The sequence below is a fragment of the Streptomyces sp. NPDC048295 genome, from assembly GCF_040652135.1.
GTDB lineage: Bacteria > Actinomycetota > Actinomycetes > Streptomycetales > Streptomycetaceae > Streptomyces.
Map to the genome: position 1 here is coordinate 234232 of NZ_JBEZLL010000002.1, position 24518 is coordinate 258749.

General features: G+C 71.7%; 18 protein-coding genes and 2 pseudogenes. 10 read left to right on the top strand and 10 right to left on the bottom strand.

Annotation, left to right across the window (positions count from 1 at the left end):
* Window positions 1-154 precede the first annotated feature (154 nt).
* Together AB0D53_RS03455 and AB0D53_RS03460 are read left to right on the top strand one after the other, a co-directional pair.
* Window positions 155-580 (top strand): nuclear transport factor 2 family protein, encoded by a 426-nt coding sequence (locus tag AB0D53_RS03455; RefSeq protein WP_362439418.1) that lies wholly within the window; start codon window positions 155-157, stop codon window positions 578-580.
* Window positions 581-817: 237 nt separating this feature from the next.
* Window positions 818-1435 (top strand): class I SAM-dependent methyltransferase, encoded by a 618-nt coding sequence (locus AB0D53_RS03460; RefSeq protein ID WP_362439420.1) that lies wholly within the window; start codon window positions 818-820, stop codon window positions 1433-1435.
* 60 nt (window positions 1436-1495) lie between these two features.
* Here the strand turns inward: AB0D53_RS03460 and AB0D53_RS03465 are convergent.
* Window positions 1496-1877 (bottom strand): annotated as a pseudogene (locus AB0D53_RS03465) (helix-turn-helix domain-containing protein); the annotation flags it as partial.
* Here AB0D53_RS03465 and AB0D53_RS03470 point away from each other — a divergent pair.
* Together AB0D53_RS03470 and AB0D53_RS03475 are read left to right on the top strand one after the other, a co-directional pair.
* Window positions 1877-2095, top strand: a pseudogene (locus tag AB0D53_RS03470) (VOC family protein); the annotation flags it as partial. The pseudogenes AB0D53_RS03465 and AB0D53_RS03470 sit on opposite strands and share 1 nt — an antisense overlap.
* Window positions 2096-2252: 157 nt before the next feature.
* Window positions 2253-2951 (top strand): hypothetical protein, encoded by a 699-nt coding sequence (locus AB0D53_RS03475; protein ID WP_362439423.1) that lies wholly within the window; start codon window positions 2253-2255, stop codon window positions 2949-2951.
* A gap of 96 nt (window positions 2952-3047) precedes the next feature.
* On the opposite strand, the gene AB0D53_RS03480 is transcribed toward AB0D53_RS03475, so the two are convergent.
* Entirely contained in the window at window positions 3048-4034 is a 987-nt protein-coding gene (locus AB0D53_RS03480; protein ID WP_362439426.1) for an RNA ligase family protein, read from the bottom strand.
* A 599-nt stretch (window positions 4035-4633) separates the two neighbouring features.
* Here AB0D53_RS03480 and AB0D53_RS03485 point away from each other — a divergent pair.
* From AB0D53_RS03485 to AB0D53_RS03510, 6 genes are all read left to right on the top strand, one after another.
* The gene (locus AB0D53_RS03485) at window positions 4634-5989 is read left to right on the top strand and encodes an acyltransferase domain-containing protein (protein WP_362439429.1); all 1356 of its coding nucleotides are present in this window, start codon (window positions 4634-4636) and stop codon (window positions 5987-5989) included.
* On the top strand, window positions 5986-11847 hold the full coding sequence (locus tag AB0D53_RS03490) for an SDR family oxidoreductase (RefSeq protein ID WP_362439432.1): 5862 nt from the start codon (window positions 5986-5988) through the stop codon (window positions 11845-11847). The genes AB0D53_RS03485 and AB0D53_RS03490 overlap by 4 nt, the downstream gene beginning before the upstream one ends.
* Window positions 11844-12530, top strand: coding sequence for a 4'-phosphopantetheinyl transferase superfamily protein (locus tag AB0D53_RS03495; RefSeq protein ID WP_362439435.1), 687 nt, complete (start codon window positions 11844-11846; stop codon window positions 12528-12530). Before AB0D53_RS03490 ends, AB0D53_RS03495 begins: the two co-directional genes overlap by 4 nt.
* Window positions 12503-13276, top strand: a complete 774-nt coding sequence (locus AB0D53_RS03500; RefSeq protein ID WP_362439438.1) for an SDR family NAD(P)-dependent oxidoreductase — start codon at window positions 12503-12505, stop codon at window positions 13274-13276. Before AB0D53_RS03495 ends, AB0D53_RS03500 begins: the two co-directional genes overlap by 28 nt.
* A gap of 295 nt (window positions 13277-13571) precedes the next feature.
* Window positions 13572-14921 carry a diaminopimelate decarboxylase gene (gene lysA / locus AB0D53_RS03505; RefSeq protein WP_362439441.1) on the top strand — a complete coding sequence of 450 codons (1350 nt, stop codon included), beginning with the start codon at window positions 13572-13574 and terminating at the stop codon, window positions 14919-14921.
* A gap of 9 nt (window positions 14922-14930) precedes the next feature.
* Window positions 14931-15854: a LysR family transcriptional regulator gene (locus tag AB0D53_RS03510; protein ID WP_329815790.1), complete on the top strand. Its 924-nt coding sequence runs from the start codon at window positions 14931-14933 to the stop codon at window positions 15852-15854.
* A 46-nt stretch (window positions 15855-15900) separates the two neighbouring features.
* On the opposite strand, the gene AB0D53_RS03515 is transcribed toward AB0D53_RS03510, so the two are convergent.
* The 8 genes from AB0D53_RS03515 to AB0D53_RS03550 form a co-directional block, all read right to left on the bottom strand.
* Complete coding sequence (locus AB0D53_RS03515) at window positions 15901-16746, bottom strand: serine hydrolase (protein ID WP_362439445.1); 846 nt, start codon at window positions 16744-16746, stop codon at window positions 15901-15903.
* Entirely contained in the window at window positions 16743-18362 is a 1620-nt protein-coding gene (locus tag AB0D53_RS03520) for a D-aminoacylase (protein WP_362439448.1), read from the bottom strand. The genes AB0D53_RS03515 and AB0D53_RS03520 overlap by 4 nt, the downstream gene beginning before the upstream one ends.
* Window positions 18362-19135, bottom strand: coding sequence for an amino acid ABC transporter ATP-binding protein (locus AB0D53_RS03525; RefSeq protein WP_362439451.1), 774 nt, complete (start codon window positions 19133-19135; stop codon window positions 18362-18364). The genes AB0D53_RS03520 and AB0D53_RS03525 overlap by 1 nt, the downstream gene beginning before the upstream one ends.
* Window positions 19132-20106: an amino acid ABC transporter permease gene (locus AB0D53_RS03530; RefSeq protein ID WP_362439454.1), complete on the bottom strand. Its 975-nt coding sequence runs from the start codon at window positions 20104-20106 to the stop codon at window positions 19132-19134. Before AB0D53_RS03530 ends, AB0D53_RS03525 begins: the two co-directional genes overlap by 4 nt.
* An 8-nt stretch (window positions 20107-20114) precedes the next feature.
* Complete coding sequence (locus tag AB0D53_RS03535; protein WP_362439457.1) at window positions 20115-20999, bottom strand: ABC transporter substrate-binding protein; 885 nt, start codon at window positions 20997-20999, stop codon at window positions 20115-20117.
* 760 nt (window positions 21000-21759) lie between these two features.
* Window positions 21760-22320, bottom strand: a complete 561-nt coding sequence (locus AB0D53_RS03540; protein ID WP_362439460.1) for a hypothetical protein — start codon at window positions 22318-22320, stop codon at window positions 21760-21762.
* 255 nt (window positions 22321-22575) lie between these two features.
* Window positions 22576-23556: a phosphotransferase gene (locus tag AB0D53_RS03545; RefSeq protein WP_362439463.1), complete on the bottom strand. Its 981-nt coding sequence runs from the start codon at window positions 23554-23556 to the stop codon at window positions 22576-22578.
* Window positions 23557-23894: 338 nt separating this feature from the next.
* Window positions 23895-24494, bottom strand: coding sequence for a cysteine hydrolase (locus tag AB0D53_RS03550; protein ID WP_362439466.1), 600 nt, complete (start codon window positions 24492-24494; stop codon window positions 23895-23897).
* Window positions 24495-24518: the final 24 nt, after the last annotated feature.

Here is a 24518-nt window from a genome sequence, read left to right on the forward strand (position 1 = left end):
GCGGGGAGTGCCTGCGCGGCTCGGGTGAACGGCTCGCGCTTCGAGCCGGAGTACTGTGAGGGCTGAACCGGGGGCCGACGCCCGCCGCAGCCGTTACGGCGCGAATGGTGGTGCGATCGAATCCCTTTGTGTGTCGAGTCGACGGAGTGACCCTGTGCCGGAGTTGGCGACGCCTGCTGTCCGAAACGCCCGAGAGGTGCTGGCCTGCTTCTACCAGGCCATACTCGACAAGTCCGCAGACGATCTCGCCGACCTGTACACCATCGACGCGGTGCACGAGTTCCCGTTCGACTCTCCCGGATTCCCCCCACGTTACGAGGGGCGTGAGGCCGTGCGTGCGGGATACCGTGCGGCCTGGGGCTCCAGCCCTGTCCGGATCGACGAGATCAGGAAAATCGCGGTCCACGAGACCGCGGACCCCGGAGTGGTCGTCTCCGAGCACGTCGCGGTGGGAACACTGCCGGCCCGGGGGACCACCTTCACCGTCCCCGGACTCCTGGTGCTCCACGTCCACGGCGGACTGATCGTGCGGGCTCGCGACTACATGGACGGTCTGGGGGTCAAGGGCGCCAGGGGATGAATGCCGGCCGTCAGGGCCCTGACGGACGCGGGTCCGCGCCGCCGGAACTCGACCGTGCCGGCCGGCCGCGGGCTCGCGTCGAGCCGGCCGGCCGACCGAAACCCGCGACGCACCGGGCAGGTTCAGGCCGATGAACCGCGCGTCAGCCCCGGTCCGCGGCGGACAGGACTTCGGTGATCGGGCGGGCGGCGATGGAGTCGGTACCCTTCGGGCATGAGTGAACTGTCAACTCCCGCCGTGGACGGTCGCAGCCTGCCGAGGGGCGTCGCCGGGTATGCCGAGGCGGCGGATGCGCTCGTTGTTCAGTACGAGGAGGTCACCTTCGGCGAAGTCCACCGTGACGTGCTGGAATTCGTTCCCGTCGAGCCGGGCCGGATACTGGACGTGGGAGCAGGGACCGGGCGCGATGCCGCCGCGTTGGCGGCTCGCGGACACCGTGTCGTGGCCGTCGAGCCGACTCCTGAACTGCGGGAGCATGCGCAGCGGCTTCATGCGGACAGTGGCATCGACTGGGTCGATGACGCTCTTCCGGACCTGACACTGAGCGGTCACCCGGGCCGGTTCGACGCGGTCTTCGTCACCGCGGTGTGGATGCATCTGGATGCCGGGGAACGCCGACGCGCGATGGCCAGGATCGCCGAGTTGCTGGTGCCCGGCGGCCGATTCTTCGTGAACGTCCGTCATGGCCCTGTGCCCGAGGGCCGCCACATGTTCGATGTCTCTGCGGCGGAGACAGCTGAGTTGGGCAGTGCGCACGGGTTGCACACCGTCCATCGCTCCGAACGTCCCGATCTTCATGGCCGTGACACCGTCCGATGGAGCAGTCTGGTCCTCCGGGCGCACGCGAATCAGTGACCTGCTCGACACCGGCGGGTCGACGGGCCCGCGGCGCAGCCGGCACGCGCAGCCGGCCCGTCACGCCCCGGCACGGCTTCGGGCCCGGGAAGTTTCCGATGGCCCGCCGCGCGACGCCGATTCCGGTCGGCTCCTGACGGGTGCGGCCGCGGCCCGTTGCGGTGCCCGGTCGAATCGAGCGCGGGATTCCTCGATGTGTTCCAAGTAGTGGCGTGTCCATCCGCACATGCCGTAGACGGTGTGCCGCAGTGCTTGGCCCGCGTCCGTGAGCGCGTATTCCACACGTGGCGGTACCGTCGGGTAGACGGGTGCGCTCGACGAGCCCATCGCGTTCGAGTCCACGCAGTGTCTGCGTGAGCATCTTGTGACTGATGCCCTCCACCTCACCGCGAAGTTGTGTGAAGCGCAGGGTGCGTTCGCCGAGGACGGTGACCACCAGCAGCGTCGGAACGCGCCCGCTATTCCCACGCCGGCGCCACCGTGATCGTCGACGACCTCGACAACCTGACCAGGACGCTCGCGGCCGCCGGCGCCGAGATCACCACACCGGAAGGCACCAGTGCCACCGGGCGGTTTCTGTACGCGCGCCACCGTGGCGGCGCAGAGGTCGAGTACGTGGAGTGGGTCCCGGAACTGGTGGAGCGCATCGTCCATGCGTAGCCGGTGCGTCGGTGCTGCCGGACGTGTCCGGGGGACGGACGCTCCGTCAGACTGTCGGCGTACCCGAGTCGGTTCGCGGGGCAGACGTCCGGGGTGGGAGCACGGCAGAGCCACGGTCGGGCGGCCGGTTGTCACAGGCGTCTGCTGGAATGCGGGCATGACCGTTCATGACGTCGCACGGCGACTTCCCGACATCCCGGCCCTGCGCGACCGGTGCCGCTCCATGGCGATGACGGAGGCGATCCTCGCGCCCCGCAGCCCGTACCGCCGCCACGGGTTCGACGCCCACTGGTCCCCGGGGCGTGAACTGGGCTGGATGGACAACGGAGCGGGCGACGAGTACTCGGTCGTCTTCTCGCCCGAGGGTGTGTACATCCGCGGATTCGATCACGAGTCGCCCATGAGCTCGTACGCGGGTGACGGGAGTGTCTGGCCGGGAGTCGTGGATTCGGTGCCGGAGGTTTTCCGGTCCTGTGTCGACGAACCGTCCTTCGCCGCGGGAGGGACACCGCATGTGACGGCCTGCCTGTGGCGCGCGACCGGCGACGACCGGTGGCGAACGGGACGGATCGAGTACGACGGCGGAGGAAGCGACCCCGACGGGGCGTCGTACCTGTTCTCCCTCCTCGGGGACGGTACGCCCGAGGAATACGCCGACTGGGCCCGCGGCTACTACGACACCCCGGTGGACCTCGATGCCGTACGTCACATCCACGCGCTGCGCCCGCTGACCCCAAAGGTCGTGGCGGCGCTCAACCCGGATGTGACGCTCGAACAGCTGACGGCCGAGATCGACGCCATCGGCTATCCGCAGTCCGTCCCGGCGCGGCTCCGTCCGGACAGCCCACGGTCGTAGTCGGTGGCGGCAGGACACCGGATCCCCACGGCAACGACGCCCCTTCCATACGGTGTTGGCCCCAGCTCGTGCCCGGCACACGGCTGTTCGCCGGCGTCATCGGCCGCGCTTCCTGCCTGTCCGGTCGGTGCGTGAGGCGTGGCGGTCCTGGGCATCGAACGCCACCAGAGTGTGTGCTCCGGGCCGAAGGGCCTGTTCCAGAGCGCGCAGGAGCTCGTCCTCCATACCTCCCAGGGTCTCGGAGAGCTCTTCGGTCACATCCCGTGTGATCTCCTCTGCAACTGCGTCCACGGGGGTGCGGGGCCCGAGCTTGCTCACCGCGGCGGCCGCGCGGGCGGGGGTGAGCAGTGCCGATGCCTGGACCAGGAGCCAGGCGGGAACACCGGCTGCACCCTGCGGCGGTGCCAGATAGGGGCGCGCGCCGTCGAAGCGCTCGTCCTCGGCGAAGGCCTTCTGCTTCACCTTCACCACCGGGCGGATGCCTGGGCCCGCAGGACCTGCCTCCTGCCATTCGCCGGCCGGCTTGAGGATGTAGCCCTCGGCGAGGTTGTCCGCCAGCTCGGGGAGCCCGAAGAGGGCCGGGACCTTGGTGGGGAAGGCGCTGGGCAGCTCCTGGAGTCTGTTCACCGAGCCGTGTCCGACAGCGGGAACGCAGCTGAGCCCGGCGGCAGCCGCGGCCTCACGCAGCACACCGTCGGAGATCCACCACCGGCCCCCGTTCTTCTCGACCACGGCGTCGAACGGCAGCCAGTGCAGGGAAGGCGCGTACCAAACGCCGGTCTGTACCGGCTCGGCGCCCTCGACGGCGGGGACATCCGCGTGCGGATAGCGGCCACCGGCGAGCTCGCCGTAGATCGTCACCACCGCCGCATCACCCCACGCACCGCGCATCGCCGAGGCGAAACGGGACGCCGCCACCGACAGCGCCGGCCAGATTCTGCTCACGCCGAAGAAGCCGTCCAATGCATCGTCACCCAGCAGCTCACGCCGCTTCGCCGGATGGACGCCGGTGCCGTCGCAGACCACCGCGAAGTGTGCCCCGTGCACCTTCTCCGCCGCGATCCACTCCCGGGCTCCGGACATGCCAAGCCGTTCCCTCGCGGAGATCTTGGGATAAGGACGTAGTGCGGAACCCGCAGTCTCAGTGTCGGACACACAGGGGATTGTTGCTGGGCGCCCACCAGCCGGGCAACAGAGATTCGCTGCCACGCAGGGTCGCCGATCGAGCCTCTTCACCGGCCGGAAGGCGATGGAGAAGAAGAAACCCGGACCGAGCGGCCGTCGGGAGCGCCCGGGGGAGTGAACAGGCGCAACCCCGCGCGTTCGGCGAGCGGATTCTGACCCCGGACGCCCTCTTGTCACTCGTTCGGGTGGCGACTGTGGGTGCCCTCGTCCGTAGGCTGACTCTGCGTCTGCAAGGGGTGGGCATTCGCCCTGGCTCCATTCTCTGTTCCGGTACTTGTCCTGGCTCTCGTTCCAGCTGTCACATCACCTCGCACCCCCGCACATGTCCCGGTGCAGGCCTCCGAGCAGTGCCGTACGCCGCCCGGGGGGCGGGGCCGTCGGAGGTGGCTTCCTCGCCCCGTCCCCGGCCCCGAGCCGTTCGTCCCCGCTTGCGCGGGCCGGATGACGCCGGCCTTTCCCCGAATCTTCCAAGTGTCCTTCTTTACAGAGGAGTTGCTGTGGTCGCGCGGTGTGCTTTCGTCTTCCCGGGGCAGGGTGCCTACCTGCCCGCCGTCCTCGCCCGGCTCGCTGTCGACGAACCACTGGTCGAGGAGACATTGCATCTTCTGGACGCCGCTGCCGTCCGTCTCGGGCGGAGGGCCCCTTCCCGTCTTCTTCTCGATGAACGGGCGCCGGTGCTGTCCGAGTTGGCGGACGAGGCCCCGGCCGACCTGCACACGGCGCTGTTCGCCGCCGAGATGGTGCTGTTCCGAATACTGACGCAACGTCACGGACTCTTTCCCGACGTGCTGCTGGGCCACAGCTTCGGCGAGCTGGTGGCGCTGACCGCAGCCGGTGTGTACGGGCTGGAGGACGGCATGGCGCTGGTGGCCGCCCGCGATGAGGCGTTCGCGGCCTGCCCGCCGGAGCGCGGCGGAATGCTGGCACTGGAGATGTCCGCTTCCCGGGCCGAGGGACTGCTGGTGGGAATCGGGGAGTGGGAGGTGACCCTGGCCGCGGACAACAGCCCCCGTCAATGCGTGGTGTCCGGCCCCGCCGAACCCTTGGGCCGGGTGCGGCTGGCCGCCGAGGTGGTGGGTGTCAGGGCGACCGCGCTACGGGTCCCGTACGCCTTCCATCACCGCATGCTTGCCGCCGTGGCAGGCGACTTCACCCGCCGGGCGACCGCGCTGCGGGCCGGCCCCGCGCGACATCTGCTGCACTCGGCGATCCTGGGGCAGCGGGTGGACGGCACCGACGCGGTGGCGGAGCTGGTCGCCGCCCACCTGGTGCGGCGCACGCGGTTCACCGATGCGGTCCGCCTGCTTCACGCGGAGGGCGTGGAGGTGTTCGTGGAGTGCGGACCTCGCGGTGTACTGAGCGATCTCGTGACGGCGACGGTGCCGGACGTACGGGTCGTCGCCCCGTTGCGACGCCGGGTGAGCGGCCCCGAGCTGTCGGAGGCGCTGGGCGGGCTGACCACGTTTTCCACCGCGGTCGTGGTCACCGGGGCGGGGAGGGCCGCCGCGGCCGTCCCGCGTGCGGGCGCGGAGACCGGCACCGCGGCCGAGGAAGCCGTGCCGGGTGCGGAGGCGCTCCCGGACCGGCGGTCCGTCGTGGCCACACTCCGGTCGCTGTACGCGGCGGCGTTGGGGTATCCGCCCGAGGTCCTGACCGACGACGCCGATCTGGAGGCGGATCTGGGGGTGGACTCGATCAAGCAGACCGAACTGTTCGCCCAGGCCGCCGCACGTTTCGGACGTGCCCTGCCGGCGGACGGCTCCCGTCTGACCAGCTACACCACCCTGGACGCGCTGGCCGGGCTGTTGAGAACGCTGCCCATGGACGGCACACACGTGGGGGTGCCGGCATGAGCGGCCGGTCCGACCTGCCCGCGGCGCCGGATCTCGCCGGAAAGATCGCCTTGGTCACCGGAGGAGGCAAGGGGGCAGGCGCGGCGATCAGCCGTGAACTGGCCCGGCACGGCGCCCTCGTGGTGGTCAACTCCTTCCACTCGCCGCAGGCCGCCGAGAAGACCGCCGCGTCGATCCGTTCCGCCGGGGGCCGGGCGGAGACGTGGCGGGCCAGTGTGGCCAAACACGACCAGGTCACCGCGATGTTCGCGGCCCTGGCCGAGAAGCACGGCGGTGTGGACATCCTGGTGAACAACGCCGCGCGGGGCGTGTTCGCCCCCTTCCACGACCTCACCGACTCCGAGTGGCAGCGGGCGCTGGACACCAACGTCCACGGAGCCCGCTGGTGCGCCCTTGAGGCGGCACCCCTGATGGCCGCGCGCGGTGGCGGTGCCATCGTGAACGTCTCGTCCATCGGCGCCGGACTGGCCATGGACAACTACCTGCTGGTGGGGGTGTGCAAGGCGGCGCTGGAAGCGATGACCCGGTACCTGGCCGCCGATCTCGGCCCGTCGGGAATCCGGGTGAACACCGCCTCGGCCGGGCTGCTGGACAACTCCACGGCAGCGCTGTTCCCCGGTGCGGACGCCCTGCGGGAGACCTGTGCGGCGGCGGCCCCGCTCGGCGGGGTGGGCCACGAGGACGACCTCGCCCGGCTGGTGGCCTTCCTCGCCTCTCCGCAGGCCCGCTGGATCTCCGGTCAGTGCCTGCTGGCCGACGGCGGACTGTCCGTGGGCCGCGCCATGCTCTCTCCGCACCGACCCGCGCCATCCACCGCCCCGTCCCCTCCGTCTGCGGCCGGGACCGGTCCCGCCCCGGCCGTCCGCTCTCCCCGGCCCGCTGCGGCGGCCACGCGGCCTCCCGCCGCGGACAGGAACCCGGCCGCACCGGCAGCCCTGCGCGTCGGTGCCGGCGCCGCGCGGGAGACGGCACGCACGGTGGCCGTCGTGGGCATGGGCCTGGTGGCCCCGGGGGCCAACAGTCCGGAGGCGCTCCGGCGACGGCTGATGGAGGGCGTCCCCCAGTTCGGTGAGCCCGGAGAACGGTTTGTGCTGGAGCACTTCTGGTCGCCCGAGGAGGCCGTGGACCGTACCCGCAGTCGGGTCGCAGGCTATGTCCGCCCCGTGCCGGGGTCCGGGAAGGACATCGACGAGAACACCGCGAAGGATGCCGAACGGGACGCCGAGGAGGACTTCCTCACCGGCTGGACGCGCGCCGCGCTCGTCCAGTGCGACGCACCGCGTCTGGCGTCCGGTGCCGATGTCCGCACCGCGTGCTTCGCCGGTGCCTGGGCCGAGGGATCGCAGCATGTGGAGGAGAGCCTGCTCGTCGAGGCCGCCGCCGACGGCATCGCGGAGCACTGGGACGGGAGCACGGCCGAGGATCCCGAGACGCTGCGTGCGCTGCTCGTCCAATGGCTGCGGTCCGCGCACCGGCACGCGGGCGAGCCGGCCGGGCACCTGCCGCCGGCGGCCCTGCGCGCCGCCGTGGCGTCGCTGCTTTCCACGCCGACGCCGGTGCAGGTCGTCGACACCGCGTGCTCCTCCTCGCTTTACGCCATCGACCTTGGCGCCCGCGCCGTCCTGGACGGGGAGTGCGACCTCGCCCTGTGCGGCGGGGTGTTCTCCCTCGGTCCCCGCTACAGCGTGTTGTTCTCCCGACTGCGCGGTCTGAGCCGGTCGGGTACGGTCCGTGCCTTCGACGCGGACGCGGACGGGGTGCTGTTCGCCGACGGGGCGGCGTTCGTCGCCCTGAAACGGCTGGACGCCGCCCGGGCCGACGGCGACCACGTCCTGGGGGTGCTGGCCGGGTTCGGCGCGGCGTCCGACGGACGTGGCAGGGCCGTCCACGCCCCCAACGCCGGCGGTCAGGAACGGGCGCTGGCCCGTGCCCGCGCCGTGTCCGGCGTCGCGCCCGAGCAGATCGACTGGGTGGTCGCCCATGCCACCGGCACACCGGTCGGCGACCGGGTCGAGCGCGGAGTGCTGTCCGAGCAGTTGCCCGAAGCCTGGTGCACATCGAACAAGTCGGTGTTCGGTCACACCGGCTGGGCGGCCGGTGCGATCTCGGTCGTCCACGCACTGCAGGGCCTGGCACACTCCACGATCCCGCCGCAGATCCCCTACCGCGTCCCTGACGGAGCGCCGCCACTGCGGGTGCCGACCGATCCGGTGCCCTGGCCACGCCCGGCCGGCCGGCCACGGACCGTGGGGGTTTCGGCGTTCGGGTTCGGCGGGACCAACGGCCATCTGCTGCTCCAGGACGCACCCCGGCCCGGCGAGGCCGCACCGGCCTCGCTGCCCGCCCTTGTCGAGGACGATCCGGTGGTCGTCGTGGCCTGGTCGGCCCACCTGCCCGGAAGCCCGGACGCGGCAGACGTCGCACGCCGTCTGGCCGATGGCCGCAACCCCGCGGAACAGCGCACCTTCGGAGCGCGCTACCCGCTCCCGCCCTTCGCCGAGGTACGCATCCCCGCACCCACCGCCGAGAGCATCGACCGGGCCCAGCTCATGGCATTGCAGGCCGTCGCCGCACTCGTCCCGCCGGGCGCCTCGCCCTGGTGGGAGGGACTGGGGGAGACCTGCGGGGTCTTCGCCGCCCACACCGGTGTCCCCGCCATGTCGCCCGACATGACGGTCCGCTGCCACGCCGCCTCGTTGGCCGAGGCGGTGCGGCGCCCGCTGCCCCGCGGACTCGACCGAGCCGCGTTGCGGAAGGCCACCTCGGCGTTCCTCGACGCGGTGCGCGCGCGCACCGGGCCGGGGGAGGACACCCTGGCCGGGCTGATGCCGAACGTGATCCCCGCCCGGGTCGCCGCCCTGCACGACCTGCACGGTCCCACGATGACCCTCGACACCGGGCTCACCTCGGGCCGCAGCGCCCTCGGAGCCGCCGCCGCGCACCTGCGGCGCGGGGAACTGGAGCTGGCGCTGGTACTGGGCGTCAACGGTGCGACCGGGCCCCTGTTCGCACGTCTGCACGACACCGCCGGGTCCCGGGAGCCGGCGGAAGGGGCCTTCGCTCTGGTACTCACCCGGGACTCCGTCGCACGCGACCACGGCTGGCCCCGCCTCGCCGCTCTCGATGCACTGTTGGGTCAACTGCCGACCGAGCACCACGAACCGGACGGTTGGAGCTACCCGGGAGCCGACGACCTGGTGGCTGTCCTGCGGCACGTTGCCGGCCGTGTGCCGGCCCCCGCGCCGAAGGCACCGGCGGCTTCGGACCGGCCCACCGCAGGCGCCCCGGCCCCGGTCACTTGGCGGCACACCCTGAGCTGGGAGGCGGCCGGACCGTGCGGCACCGGCGCACGGCCGCTGCCGGCCCGCACCCTGGTGATCACCGGCCCCCGCTGCGCGAGTGCTCTGCGCGCCCGGGTCGAGGCCGGTGCCCACTGCCGCCTGGCCGCCGTCGACGGGGACCAGGACCCGCAGCAGGCCGTCGACCGCGTCCTGCGCGACAACCCCGAGGGATTCCGGCATCTGCGGGTCGTCGCCGATCTGCACCCCGCACCCGCCTGGCCCGCCCCGCCCACCGCCGACGTACTGGCCGTGCAGGAGGCGGCGTTCTGGGCGGTGCGCCTGCTGCGCGACCGGATCGCCGCGGGCGGCTCCGTCGCCGTCGGGGTGACGGCGCCGTTCCTCGGTGAGGAGGCCGCCCCGCACGCCCATCTGTTCACCGGCTTCGTCAAGTCCCTGGCCTGGGAACTGACCGACTGCACCGTGCGCGCGGTGGTCGCCGACAGCGCCGAGCCCCTGGCCGTACTGGCCGCCCTGGAGGACGAACTCGCCCGTCCGGCAGACGGGTTGCCCGTGGTCCGCCATCGCGGCGCCACCCGTCTCGTCCAGCGAATCACCGAGCACGGCCCTACCGCGGCGTGCGGAGCCCTGCCGCTCACTCCCCGGGCGGTGGTCGTGGCCACGGGCGGCGCCCGCGGCATCACCGCCGCCTGCCTGCTCGGCCTCGCGCATCACCTGCCTCTGCGGGTCCACCTGGTGGGGTCGAGCCGTCCCGCCGACGTACCGGACGATCTGTTGAGCAGCCCCGACCAGGACCTGCCCGCGGTGCGCGCCCGTTACATCGCCGACCAGCGCTCCCGGACGCCGCGGCGTCCGGTGGGCGAGATCAGCGCCGCCTTCGACCGCCTCCTGCACGCCCGTGAGTCCGCCCTGACCCTGCGGGCCCTGAGCGAGTTGTGCGGCGCCGACCAGGTCCACTTCCACACCTGCGACGTCACGGACGCGAACGCCGTACGTGCCCTCGCCGACGCCGTCCGCGACCAGGAGGGCCACGTCGACCTGCTCGTCAACGGCGCGGGACTGCACCACCCGGGCGACATCACCCGCAAGACCCTGCCGGGCATGCGCCGCATCCGCGACGTCAAACTGTCCGGCTACCACCATCTGCGCGCCGCGTTCACCGGCGCGCTCGCCCCGCGCCTGTGGTGCAACTTCGGCTCGGTCACCGGCGTGGCCGGTCTGCCCGGCGAGAGCGACTACTCCCCGGCCAACGACTTCCTGTCCGCCGCCGCACTCGTCGGCGACGACGGCGAGTTCACCATCTCCTGGACCGTCTGGGACGAGACCGGCCTCGGCTCCGGGGCCATCGTCCAGTCCCACACCGCGCGCACCGCCCGCCTGTCCCGCATGACCACCGCCGAAGGAGTCGCCCACTTCCTGAGCGAGCTGCGTCGCCGCAGCCACGACGGAGGCGGGAAGGACAGGCACGTCACCTTCGTCGGCGAGGCCGAGCACCGCTCCTTCGACACCCGCTTCCCGGGCCTGCGCGCCACCGGCAGGACCGGCCGGCACCACCCGGCCGCCCCCGGAGTCACCACACGTACCACCGATGACGACATCCCGCCCCGAACGCCCGGCGACACCCCGGCGGGACTGCTCGGTGACCCCGTCACCCACCACGCCGACCACGCCACCTGGCACCTGGTCCTCGACCTGGACACCCATGGCTTCCTGCGCGACCACCTGGTGGACGGCAGACCCACCGTGCCGGGCGTGATGCTGGCCGACATCGCGGTCCAGGCGGCCCGTGCCCTTGCTCCCGGCCTGACACCACGCGGCATCGACGACCTCGGCTTCAACGCCTGGGTCCGCGCCCGTACCGACGGCAGACCCGCCCGATTCCGTGTCGAGGCCCGCCGCCGCGGCACCAGGACGGCCTGCTCGGTCGGCGTGACCATCCGCTCCGACGTCATCGCCCCCGACGGACGTGTCCTGTCGCACGACCGGGAGCACGTCCGCGCCACCGTCCGCCTGGGCGGCCCGGTCCCGCTGCCCGAGCCGTACGGCCCGCTCGCCGGAACCCGCCGTACGGTCGACGACCCGTACTACGACGCCGGCTCCCCGGTCCTGCTCACCGGCGCCTTCCGCGCGACCGACCAGTGCAGCACCACCGCCTCGGGCACCTGTGCCCGCTGGCGCCCCGACCCGGAGCAGTTGTCCGCACTGCCCCGGCTCTCCACCCCGGCCGTCCTCCTGGACAGCCTCGCCCGTACCCCCGCCCTCGAACCCGCCCCGGACGGACACCACCCCGTCGCCGTCCCCCAGCACATCGAACGCATCGCCCTGTACGAGTCCGGCGATGACCACGACCTCATCCGGACCCACCCCGACGGGCTGCGGCTCCACCACTCACCTGCCACCGACACCAGCACGGCCACCACCCAGGACGGCCGCGTCGTCGCCCAGATCTCCGGCATGCGTGCCACCGTCCTGGCCCGCGTCCCGGCCCGCCCCCACTCCTCGGCCACCCCGACCGCACCCGCCGGGGACGGACTCCGCGCCGAGGCCGACGCCCCGTGACGCCGACGCTCCACCCACTCACCGACGCCCGCCATCGCCGGGTGACCACCGCGGCGGGCCCGGTCGGCCTCTGGTGGTACACCGCCCCGCAGGCGCGCCCCGTACCCGGGCGGGTCCTGCTGCGCCATGCCGTCGAGGCGCAGAACGACCGCCCGGCCGACACCGTCACCCTGGTCCGCGATCCGCTCGGCCGCCCCGCGCTCGCACCGGAACAGAACCTGCCTCCCCTCCGCCTCACCGCCGCCCACTGCGGCCCCGTCACTGTGGCCGCACTGATCGCAGCGCCCGGGAACGGCACCCGGATCGGCATCGACATCGAGCAACTGGCCTCCCCTCCATCCCCGAACCTGCTGCGGTACGCCCTCAGCCCGGGCGAGCGTGCTGCGCTGGCCCACCGGCCCGCGACCGTACGGAGCGCGGAGTTCCTCACCCTGTGGACGGCCAAGGAAGCCATCGCCAAGGCCCTGGGCTGGTCTCTGCTGCGCGCCCTCGTCGATGTGGAGATCACCCTGCGTCCGCGGCTCTCCCTGGCCCGGCTGGGTCAGGACCCGGCACCCCTGGGCTGGCAGCTGTTCCCCCTGCACCTGCCCGGGACACCGCACACCATCACCCTCGTCACCCACCACCCGCCATCCGGCCCACGACGGGAGAACGCATGGACCTCACCGGCAGAACCGCGCTGATCACCGGAGCCACCCGTGGCATCGGCCTGGCCATCGCCCACACGCTCCACGCCCACGGTGCCCGGCTCGTCATCACCGGCCGCTCCGAGGAGAGCGGCCGGGCCGCCCTCGCCCGCCTGGACGCCGGAGACGACGTCACCCTGTGCGTGGCCGACGCCACCGACCGGGCCGACGCCGAACGCGCGGTCGACGAGACGGTGGAGCGTTACGGGCACCTCGACATCGTCGTCAACAACGTCGGCGGTGCCACCGACTTCGCCACCGTGGCCGACATCACCGACGCCACCTGGCACCAAACCGTCGCCCTCAACCTCGACTCCGCCCTCTACACCACCCGCCACGCCCTGTCCCACCTGATCCCACAGCGCTCCGGTCGCGTCATCAACATCTCCTCCATGGAAGGCCGCGACCCGGACCCGGGCCTGTGTGCCTACGCCGCTGCCAAGCACGCGCTGATCGGGCTCACCCGGGTCCTGGCCAAGGAGGCGGGCCCGTACGGAGTCACCGCCAACTGCGTGTGCCCCGGGGCCGTCGAGACCGACTGGTTCACCGAACAGGGCCCCCGGGCCGCACGTGTTCTCGGCACCGACTACCCCGGCCTGGTCCGCCACTTCACCGGCCGCACCGCGACCGGCCGCCTGACCCGGCCCGAGGAGGTCGCCGCCGCAGTCCTGCTCCTCGCCTCCCACGCCGGCTCCGGCATCACGGGGGCGTGCATCCCCGTCGACGGAGGAGCCACCGTGTGAGGGTGCCCCGGCGAGCAGCGGCCGCACTTCACCGATGACGTGCGCAGTGGCGGAGCGGCCGGCAACGGACCGGCGGACGGGCACGCCGTGGGCGGCGTCGTGCCGGAGACGGACACCCTCCGGCGCGACCGACCCGAGAGGCGCCGTGCGCCCGGTCCCGGTTCCGCCGTCGGACCGGGCGGTCCGCACCGCACGAGCATCGAAAGTCGTGAGGCTCAGCCATAGAAGAATGCGCTTTTATGACCCCCTGTTCAGGCCGCAGGATGGCTGCGGACCGGCTTCCGGGGAGGAACGCATGACGTCAGCCATCGAAACGGGCCTGCTGCCCGGCACATCCGAATTCCGTCCGGAAGGGCTGGCCGTCGGTGGCGTCCTGCTCACCGAACTGGCGCGGCGTTTCGGAACACCTCTGTTCGTGTACGACGAGGAGCATCTGCGCCGACGCTGCCAGGAGGCGGTCGCCGCCTTCGGCCGGGACAACGTCGCCTACGCCTCCAAGGCGTTCCTGTGCACGGCCATGGCCCGGCTGGCCCATGAAGAGGGGCTGCTGCTCGATGTCGCCTCGGGCGGCGAGCTGCGAGTCGCTCTGCACGCCGGGGTGCCGGCCGGGCGGATCGTCCTGCACGGCAACAACAAGGACGAGGCGGAACTGCGCACGGCCATGTCAGCCCGGGTACGGCACGTGGTGGTCGACAGCTTCGACGAGATGGACCGCATCGAGCGCCTGTACGCCGAGGAACACCTGCCGCCCGCCCGGGTCCAGCTGCGGGTGGCGCCGGGAGTGGCCGCCGGTGCGCACGAGGCGATCCGGACCGGTGGCAACGACTCGAAGTTCGGCTTCGGCCTCGCCGGCGGAACCGCCACGGCCGCTGTGCGCCGGGCCGCCGGTTCCTCGGCGGTGATCCTGGAAGGTGTCCACGCGCATGTGGGCTCGCAGGTGCTGGACACGGCGGAGCTCGCGGCCGGCGCCGCTGCCGTCGCCCGGTTCGCGGTCGGCACACGGATGCAACGGCTCACGGTCGGCGGCGGCCTCGGCGTCGCGTACGAGGCGGGACAGACCCCGCCGTCGTTCGCCGAATGGGCGGCCCGGGTGCGGGGCGCGGTACGCGACGCGGGCTGGGGCTTCCCGGTGACCGTGGAGCCCGGCCGGTCCATCGCCGCCCGCGCCGGGCTGACCCTCTACCGGGTGGGCACCATCAAGCGGATCGAGGGCGTCCGGACGTACATCGGTGTGGACGGCGGGATGAGCGACAACCTGCGCCCCGCCCTGTACGGCAGCCGCTACGAGGTGTTCCTGCCGCGCAGCCCGCGCGCCCTCCGGCCCATGCGGGCACGGCTGGTCGGCAAGCACTGCGAGAGCGGCGACGTGATCGTCGACGAGGCCGCCCTGCCCGCCGACATCGCGGTGGGTGATCTCCTGGCCACGCCGGTCACCGGCGCCTACGGATACGCCATGGCCTCCAACTACAACAAGCTGCCGCGCCCGGCCGTCGTCTTCGTACGCGACGGCCGTGCCCGCACCGTGGTGCGCCGGGAGACCGAGGAGGACCTGCTGCGCCTGGACGTGGACGAGCCCGCCGCGCTCCTCGCGCCGGAGTCGGGCCGGTCCGGTGCCGGAGCGGCGCAGTACGTCGGCACGGCCTAATCTGACCCGATGCTGAACAGTGCCCGACTGCTCGTCCTGCTGGAGATATCCCGTACCGGCACCATCGTGGCCGCGGCCCAGGCGCTGCATCTGAGCCCGTCCGCGATCTCGCATCAACTCGCCCGGCTGGAGCAGGAGCTCGGCGTGGCGTTGGTGGAACGTCAGCCGCAGAGCCTGCGGCTGACCGCGGCCGGGGTGCGACTGGCCGAGCACGCGCAGGCGGTCGCCGACCTGATGGCCGTCGCGCAGGACGACCTGCGGGCGCACTCCGAGGGGGAGGCCGGTGTCCTGCGGCTGGGCTTCTTCGCGTCCTCGGGCCTGGAGCTGCTGCCCCGGGCCCTGTCGGGGTTCGCGGCGAACCGGCCCCAGGTCGAGCTGGAACTGATCCTCGGGCAGCCGCACGAGCTGGTGCCCGACCTGGAGGCGGGCCGACTGGACGCCGCTGTCGTCTTCGAGCATCCACTGGACCCCTGGTGCCGGCAGGCGGCCGTGGACGTGGAGATGTTCTTCGATGAGCCGCAGCTGGTGGTCCTTCCCTTGCGGCACCGCCTCGGGCGGCACGCCACGGTCCGGCTCGCCGCCCTGGAGGGGGAGAGCTGGATCGGTACGCACGGCGGCCACACCGGCGAACCGGTCCTGGAACGCGCGTGCGCGGCCGAGGGATTCCGGCCCCGGGTCCGCTGCCGCAGCGATCACTACCAGGTCACGATCAATCTGGCGCGCGCGGGCATGGGCATCGCACTCGTCCCGGCCCTCGGACTCGGCGACACCACCGGCGTGCACGTCTGCCGGCTGGACCACCCCCGGCTGCACCGGCGCATCGGGGTCGCCACCCGGTCCACCAACCGCAACCCGCTGCTCCGGATCTTCCTCGCGGAACTGCGGTCGGCCGCCGAGGAGATCCGGTCGCTGCTGGAGGTGCAGTGGTCGTGACCGGTCCGCCGGTCACGACCACCGCGTCTCGGGGCCGAGCCGCTTCTCAGGCGTCGGCCGCGCGCCCGGAACAGGCCGCGAGGGTCCGGCCCACGTCCCGAATGGCATGCACCGCGGCCCGCTCGGTGCTCGGGCCCAGCGCCGTGTCCCAGTGCGCCACCACCGCGTACGCCAGCCGGCGCCTGCCGATGATGACCCCGGCGTCGGCACGGACCCCGGTGTCGGTGCCGGTCTTGTTGGCCACCAGCAACCCGTCGCGCAGCGGCTCGGGAAAGCCCGGGTCGTACGGGTCGTGGTCGATCAGCGCGGGCACCAGACCGTGGTCCGTGTTGGAGCGCATCCAGTGCAGCAGCCGGGCCGAGGACGCCGGGCCGCTCATGGTGCCGCGCACCGCGTGTGTCACCAGCCGCGCCAGGTCGTGTGCGGTGCCGGTGGCGAAGACGGGCGGCACGCCCGGGCCACGGACGTCGCGGACCTTGTCGTGCAGCGTGAGGTGATCGAGCCCGAGCTCCTTTGCGAGCCGGGCCGTGGACTCTGGGCCCACGAGACGCAACAGCGCGTTGGTCGCGGTGTTGTCGCTCACCGAGGCGGTCAGCCAGGCCAGATCCTCGACGGTCCAGCCGCGCCCGCTCAGCCGGCGCAGCAGACCGGTCCCTTCCGCCAGGTCCTCGTCCAGCACCTCCACGACCCGGTCGGCGGACAGCTCCCCGGTGTCCAGCCGACGCGCGACCTCGGCGAGCAGCAGCAGCTTCGAGGCGGACGCCACCGGCAGCACGGTGCGCTCGTCCACCCCCACCGCGCCGCCGCCGTCGATGTCGACGGCGGCGACGGCCAGGGTGAGCGGCAGCGCGGCCGAACGCCGTGCCGCCGCGGCCACTTGGGCCAGACTCATCGGATCCTCACCACTTCTCCCGCCCGCGCCGAGGTCGGGCGGCCATCTCTTGCCGCGATCCGTCCCGACACCACGACGATATCGATGCCTTCGGGTGCCAGCAGGGGGCGGTCGAAGTCGGCGGTGTCGCGCACCGACGCCGGGTCGAGCACGACGAGATCGGCGAGGGCACCGTCGCGGACCGTGCCGCGGCCGGTGAGGCCGAACCGCCCGGCAGGCAGTCCGGTCATCTTGTGCACCGCGCTCTCCAGCGGCAGCAGTTGCTCGTCGCGGCTGTAACGGCCGAGCACCCGGGCGAAACTCCCCGCCCAGCGCGGGTGCGGGCGCCCGGGTTTGGGGACGCCGTCCGATCCGATCATCGACAACGGGCTGGCGATGACCCGGCGGACGTCGTCCTCCCGCATGGAATGACTGATGATGGTCACTTCGCCCTGCTCGGCCAGGAGCAGATCGCACGCCTGGTCGACCGGATCGACGCCGCGCTCGGCCGCGAGGTCGGCGATGCTGCGCCCCTCGGCCTCGGGGTGCGTCTGTGCGGCGGCCACCGAGATGAGGTCCCAGCCGCCGTTTCCCACCGTGTTCTCCCACCCCTCGACGCCCCGGTCGATGTCCGATCTGATCCGGTCGCGCGTCTCGGCGCGGCGCAGCCGTTCCAGCAGGGCGCCGACGCCGCCCTCGCTCGCCCACGGGGGCAGCATGGCATGCAGGACGGTGCTTCCCGCCGTGTACGGATATACGTCGCACAGCACGTCCACGCCCTCGGCGCGGGCCCGTTCCAGACGCGGCAGGGTACGCAGTGTGGCACCCCAGGCGTGCCGGCCCGCGGTCTTGTGGTGGGAGATCTGCAGGGGGGCGCCGGAGCGCACCGCGATCTCCAGGGCCTCCTCCAGGGCGGACTCCACCTGTGACATCTCGTCGCGCAAGTGGGTGACGTAGGGCTTGCCGTGACGGGCGGTGACCCTGGCCAGCGCGACGATCTCCTCGGTGTCGGCGTAGGTACCAGGAGGGTAGATCAGCCCGGTGGACAGACCGGCCGCCCCCTGGGCCAGCGCCCGGTCGAGCAGGGCGCACATGGTGTCCAGCTCGTCGGGCCGGGGCGGCCGGGCCTCGAAGCCCATCACTCCGGCGCGGAGTGTGCCATGGCCTACCAGCGAGGCGATATGGGTGCGGCGCAGGGCGGGGTCCTGCCCGGCGGCGAACGCGTCGAAGTCCACGGCGGGCCGCACCGGTCCGAGCCCGAACGTCACCCTGAGATGCTCGGCGAGGTCCGGCAGCCGCCGGGGGAGCGAGGGGAACAGGCTGGTACCGCAGTTGCCGGAGATCTCCGTGGTGACGCCCTGGAGCAGCGGAGCGAGACGGAGGTCGTCGATCGGCGCCGTGGCACCGCCGGCTCCGCGGGGCGCCGCGAGGGCGTCGGAGTGCGTGTGGACATCGATGAAGCCGGGGGTGACGACCCGCCCGGTCACATCCACAGTCTCGACGGCCGAGGCGGGAGCCCCGGCGGGGAGTACGGCGATCCGCCCGTCCACCACCGCGATGTCCGCCTCCCGCGCGGGTGCGCCGGTTCCGTCCACGAGTGTTCCGCCGCGCAGCAGCAGATCGAGGGGGCGGCCCATCACAGCACCGTCGACAGGAAGGCCCGCGTGCGGTCGTGCCGCGGGGCGGTGAACAACAGATCCGGGCTCCCGGCCTCGACGACGGCGCCGCGGTCCATGAACAGGACCCGGTCGGCGACCTCGCGGGCGAAGCCCATCTCGTGAGTGACCACGACCATCGTCATCCCGCTGCGGGCCAGATCGCGCATGACGCCGAGCACCTCGCCGACGAGTTCGGGATCGAGGGCGGAGGTGGGTTCGTCGAAGAGCATGAGGGTGGGCTCCATGGCCAGTGCGCGGGCGATCGCCACACGCTGCTGCTGTCCGCCGGACAGCTGCTCCGGGTAGTGGTCCGCCCGGTCCGCAAGACCGACATCGGCCAGCAGCTCGCGGGCCTGTTTCTCCGCCTGGGCACGGGGCAGGCCCTTGACGGCGACCGGACCCTCCATCACGTTCTGCACCGCTGTGCGGTGCGGGAACAGGTGGAACCGCTGGAACACCATGCCGATCCGCTCGCGTTGCCGCCGGACGTCCCGGGCGCGTCGCTCGCGAAGCACCCGGCCGGACGGGCCGTGCTGTTCGTAGCCGACCAGCTCGCCGTCCATCCACACCCGCCCCGCGTCGATCCGCTCAAGGTGGTTGAAGCAGCGCAGCAGTGTGGATTTCCCGGACCCGGAGGGACCGATGACACAGAGCACCTCACCGCTGCGGACATCGAGGTCGATGCCCTTGAGCACCTCGGTGTCACCGAACCTCTTACGGACCCCGCGGGCCCTGAGGATCACGTCGTTCATGCCGCTGCTCCCTTCTTGGTGCGTCCGGGCCTGAGATTGGCCAGGACCCTGCTCCGTAGCACGGGAGCGGCTCCGGGGCTGTAGCGGCGCTCGACGGCGTGCTGGCCGACGGTGGCGATCGTGGTGAGCACGAGGTACCAGAGCGAGGCCACGAGGAGCAGCGCGACCACTTCGAAGTTGGCGAGGTAGAGGTGCTGGGACACGGTCATCAGATCGGCCCCGGCGATGACCGAGACCAGCGAGGTCGTCTTGAGCATGGAGATGAACTGGTTGCCGAACGGCGGAATGATGACGCGCATCGCCTGCGGAAGGATGATCCGGGACAGGATCCGGCGGTTCGACATCCCGATGGAGGCCCCTGCTTCGCGCTGGCCGGGATCCACGCTCTGAATGCCCGCCCGCACGATCTCGGCCATGTAGGCGCCCTCGTTGATGGACAGACCGAGGAGCGCGGCCACGAATCCGGTGATCACCTGGTTGGACTGCCAGCTGATGAGCTTGGGGCCGTCGAACGGGATTCCGATGCTGATCTCCGGGAACAGCAGGGCCAGGTTGAACCAGAAGATGAGCTGGACCAGCAGCGGGGTGCCCCGGAAGAACCAGGTGTAGGCACCCGCGGTGAGCCGCAGGACCGGACTGTCGGACAGCTGCATCACCGCGACGACGATGCCGATGGCGATGCCGAGAACCATCGAGACCAGGGTGAGCTGAACGGTCACCCAGAGGCCTTCGAGGATCACGCCGTCGAACTGGTACTTGGCGACGATGTCCCAGTGAAGATTGGGGTTGACGATGACGGTGTAGGCGAGCCACACCGCGAACAGCGTGGCGGCGAGGACCGCCAACCAGCGCCCGGGGCGAGGGCGTCCGGTCACCTGGAGGGAGAGGTCGTCCTCCTGCGGCGCTTCGTCGGCGTGGATGACATCCGGCTCTCCTCCGGGGGGCGAGCCGGGTATTTTCTGGTGGTTCATATCGGTTCTCACTGCCCGTCGTTGACGGTCGCCTCGGTCACGGCGCTGTCGCCGACTCCCCAGGTTTCGAGGATCTTCCGGTAGCGGCCGTTGTCGATGAGTTCCTGCAGGGCCTTGTGGACGGCGTCACGCAGTCCGCCCTGGCTCTTCGCGGAGGCGATGCCCCAGGGGGCGGTGCCGTACTGCTCCGGCAGGACTTCGTACGCGCTGCTCTTCTTCGTGAACATCTTGGCGACGGGATAGTCGACGATGGTCGCGACCGCTCGTCCGCTGTCCAGTTGCAGCAGCCCGGTCGGTGCGTCCTCGCTCTGCGAGATCCGCATCTTCTCCTGGCACTTGGCGTTCTGTTCCTCGCCGATGTGGAGGTTGGAGCTGCCCTTGGCGAGGACCACGGTCTTGCCGCAGAGGTCCGCGAGCGACTTGATGCCCTGCGGGTTGCCCTGCTTCGTCATGATGACGCCACCGGTGCGGAAGTAGTCGACGAAGTCGACCGCCTGGCGCCGCTGGGCACTGTCGGTCATGGACGACATGACCAGGTCGAACCGTCCGGACTCCAGCCCGGGGATCAGCCCGTCGAAGGCGGCATTGGTGAGTTCGAGCTTCAGCTTGAGCCGCTCGGCAAGGGCCTTGGCCAGATCGGGGTCGACGCCGGTGAGCCGGGTGGTGCCGGACTCGTACATCTCCATCGGCGGATAGCCGACCGCGGTGGCCACCCGGAGCACACCCTTCTGCCGGTACTGGGCCGGCAGCAGCTCGGCCGCGGTCCGGCCGGAGGCGGCCCGGGACTCGGCTCCGGACGGGGCGTCGCCCTGACCGGAACGCCCACAGGCGGTGGCCATGAGGACCACTGCGGCCAGGGCTGCCAGACAGCGCAGAGAACGGGGACGATTCATTGGATTTCTCCCTCACGGGTGGCGGTGCGCCGATGCTGGCAGTCGCACTCCCGTGAATGGAAGATGATGAAGCCATTCACGCCTGAGCATCGAAATCTGTACGGGTCCGAGCCCTGCCCCGCTGTGCCCGACGGTCCTGGTCCGAGGAAGCCGCGGTACCGAGCAGCAACGGATGGGCACCGGCCTCGACACGGTGCCCCCGGCCGGGACCTCGGGAAGGACGGCGCTTCAAAGGCGGGCGTCGGCCACCGTGAACCGATGAGGTCTCCGACCACCTGTTGTGGGCCGGTGCGTATCCAGCGCATCAGGACGGTGGCATGACGAAGACCGCCTTCGGCTGCGACGGACCGAGCCTTCTTCGCTCCAGCCGGCCCAGCCGGTGGGGCCGCTTCTTCGGCTCCGTGTGACCGCTGAGCGCGCGTGCCACGGAAGCCGAGCAGGAATCACGAGCGGTTCTGGCTCGCCTTCCGGGCGCTGCCGCCCATCCAGGATTCCTGTGCGGCGACCCGACGGGAGCGACGTCCGCGGGCTGCGGTGCGTCCGCGCTCTCCGGAGCGGAGTGTTGTGACCCCAAGCTTCGAGCGCGTCCGGGCGACGGGCACGTGGGGAGTGGTCTGTGCTGGTGCTCAGTGGCAACTCGATGAGTTGGCCGCGCGCTCTGCAACGGGGGGACGTCGGCACTCGTCCGCGCGCAGCCGGCCGGCCACGGCGTCCATGTACCGGCCTGCGCGGCGAGCGGCATTCCGTGGCGTGCGGGCCGTCATCCCGGGAATGGGGCGACCGCCTTTTCTCCGGCCAACTCGTTGAGCCGTGCCGCCGCTTCGTCGTCGAGGAAGAAGAACGTCATGGCCTGGCCGTTGTGGCGGACGTGGAAGTGCCGGTCCCCGTGGTCCAGCTCGTCGATGAGGTAACCGACCACCATCAGGTCGGCCCAGTCGTCCCTGACTTCGATGGGCCACGTGACCCGCCTGCCATCGGCCGTGTACTCGATCCACGCCTCCTCCGACCCGAGGTCGACGTGGTCCCGCAGGCCGGACAGGGCGTCCGGCAGGCCCGCGATGCGGCACAGCTGCCGGGCGATCGCCACGTACGAACCCCGGCCGCGGACGCACTCGGTGTCGAAGTGCCACGCCCGGTCGCAGAACCAGCGCTCCCACGGCTCGTCCTCGACCGCGCAGCCCAGCGCGAACAGCAGCAGGTCGAATGGCTTGCGCTCGTAGTCCTCCCGGGACCACGAGCACAGCAACTCGTCCACGGTCCGGCCGGCCGCGAGCGGCAGTCCCAGCTCGGCCAGCCTGTCCAGCTGATCTTCAAGACGCATGACCGGGATCGTAACCGCAGCCTCGGACACCCCTCGGACGCTGTGAGGCCGGCCGCGCACCTGGGGTGCCGCAGCTCTCGGTCCTGCGCGTGCAGCCCGGCCCGGGCACGGCCGAGGTCCTGGCGAACACTCTGCCTACCGGCACGCACGTGCATCGGCCGGGGCGCGCCGAGTTCTGTTGCAGCGGCCGGGTCCCCGACGCTGCGGCCTCACCCCGCCGGTCCGCTGACCGGCATGAACCCGCTGGTCGCGTTCTCACCCCGACGCGACCAGCGCCAGCGCCTCGTTCAGGTGGTGCTCGGCGACGCCCAGCATGAACTCCCGGTCGGGGAAGTCACCGTCGAGCAGGCGCAGCGGGCCGGCTGTCAGCGACAGATGCTGGGTGAGTTTGTAGAGCGCGAGACGGTCCTTGTCGAGGCCGTCCACCGTCAGCTGCTGGTACTGGCCGGCGGTATGGCGCAGGCGTAGGAACACATGCTCCCACTCGACGTCGAAGTACAGCAGGTTCTCGATGTCGATCACGACGGGCCGGCCGTCCCGGTCGACCATGACGTGGTCCAGGCCCAGCTCGCCGTGGACGACGGAGTACTCGGCGCGTGGCCGTACCGCCGCGGCCAGCTGACGCAGCCGCTCCTCCAGCTGATCGCGGGCGTCGGCGATCCTGTGGTCGCGCGCGGTCGCCTCGGCGAGGCAGCGCAGCGCGAAGGCGAGCGCTGCCTGCTCGCACGAGGCCGGCCGTGATGTGCCGCCCGCGTCGATCAGGGCGACCTTGCCGAAGGACGGCGCCCGGTGGCCGCGCATCATTGCCAGACTCTCGACGAGGCGCCTCATGGCCGGCTCTGCGGCGCGAGGGTCGCGGTCGCGCAGGTCCATCAGGTTCTCGCCGGGCACGTCCTCGACGATTGCGAGGTCGGCCGGGTAATGGGTGTGGTCCCGGTCGGCCAGGTGGATCTCAAGGACCCGAAGACCCAGCGCCGCCAGCCGCGCGTGCGCGGCCTCGAACAGATCGAGCCCGATGCCGGGCGAGAACGGGTCGGTGAGGTCGCCGTCGTGCTCGGTGGCCGGCCAGTAGTTCTCGGAGTCCTCCCACAGATAGGCGATCGCCGTCGTGGCGTCGTCCATCGTCAGCCGGTACACGCCCTTCGTGGTGCCGCCCGAGAGGCGCTCGACCGCCTCCAGCCGGCGCCCGCCACCCAGCGCGGCCCGCGCCGCACCCGCCAGCTGATCCCGCGTCACTTTCCTTGGTGCCACGCCCACGACCGCCTTTCGCCTCGATGACTGGGGCACCTTACGCGAGCCGGCGTTCAACGCCGGACGAATTGGGTGATCCGCAGGGATCTCTGAACTTCTCCCGCTCGGGAACGGGCTGGGCCGGTTCCGGCGTCGGGACCCGCGTACGTCTACGGGGTGGGCGTCGGTCCACGGATTCCGCGGAGCCGGTCGGCAGGAGGCCGTGGGGGGGCTGCGCGTGGCCGTGTGAGCTCCGGGCTGCCGCCGGGCCGGTACCGGAGTGCGGGCAGCGCCGTACCGGGTGAGTACGGCGGTGCCCGCGGGTGGGACCCGTTCGTCGTGGGTCAGGAAACCCCGAGCAAGGTGCGCAGCTCGGCGGTGTCGATGACGTGGGCCCGGGAGGGGAGAACCCGCTGGAGCAGGGCGTTGTGGACTTCGGCGTCCGGGTCGGCGACGCCGTCGGACAGGACGTAGAGCTGGTAGTCGCGGTCGGCCGCGTCGATGACCGTGGACAGGACGGCACCACTGGTACTGACGCCGGAGACGACGAGAGTGGTGATGTTGCGCTCGCGCAGCTGCTGATCGAGGTCGGTGGTGGACATTGCGCCGTAGCGGATCTTGCGCACGACGATGTCGCCGTCCCGGGGAGCGAGGCGCTCGTTGATGGCTGTGGTGGAATCCTCGTGGTGCATGACACGGTGTCGGGCCAGCGGGGCGAAGGACTTGTTGACGGCCGGGATCGCGTCCCAGTCGGTCTCGGTGAAGCCGAGACGTACGTGGGCGATGGTGCCGCCCTTGGCACGGATGTCGGCTACGGCCCCTTCCACGCGACCGAGCAGGGCTTCGCAGCTCCCGCCTCCGGGCAGAGCTGCCAGGATCGCGGGCTGGAAATCCAGGACGAGTAGTGCGGTGTGCTCGGGATCGAGTGCGGGGGCAGTGCTCACGGGAGTGTTCTCCTTGCTGGTGGG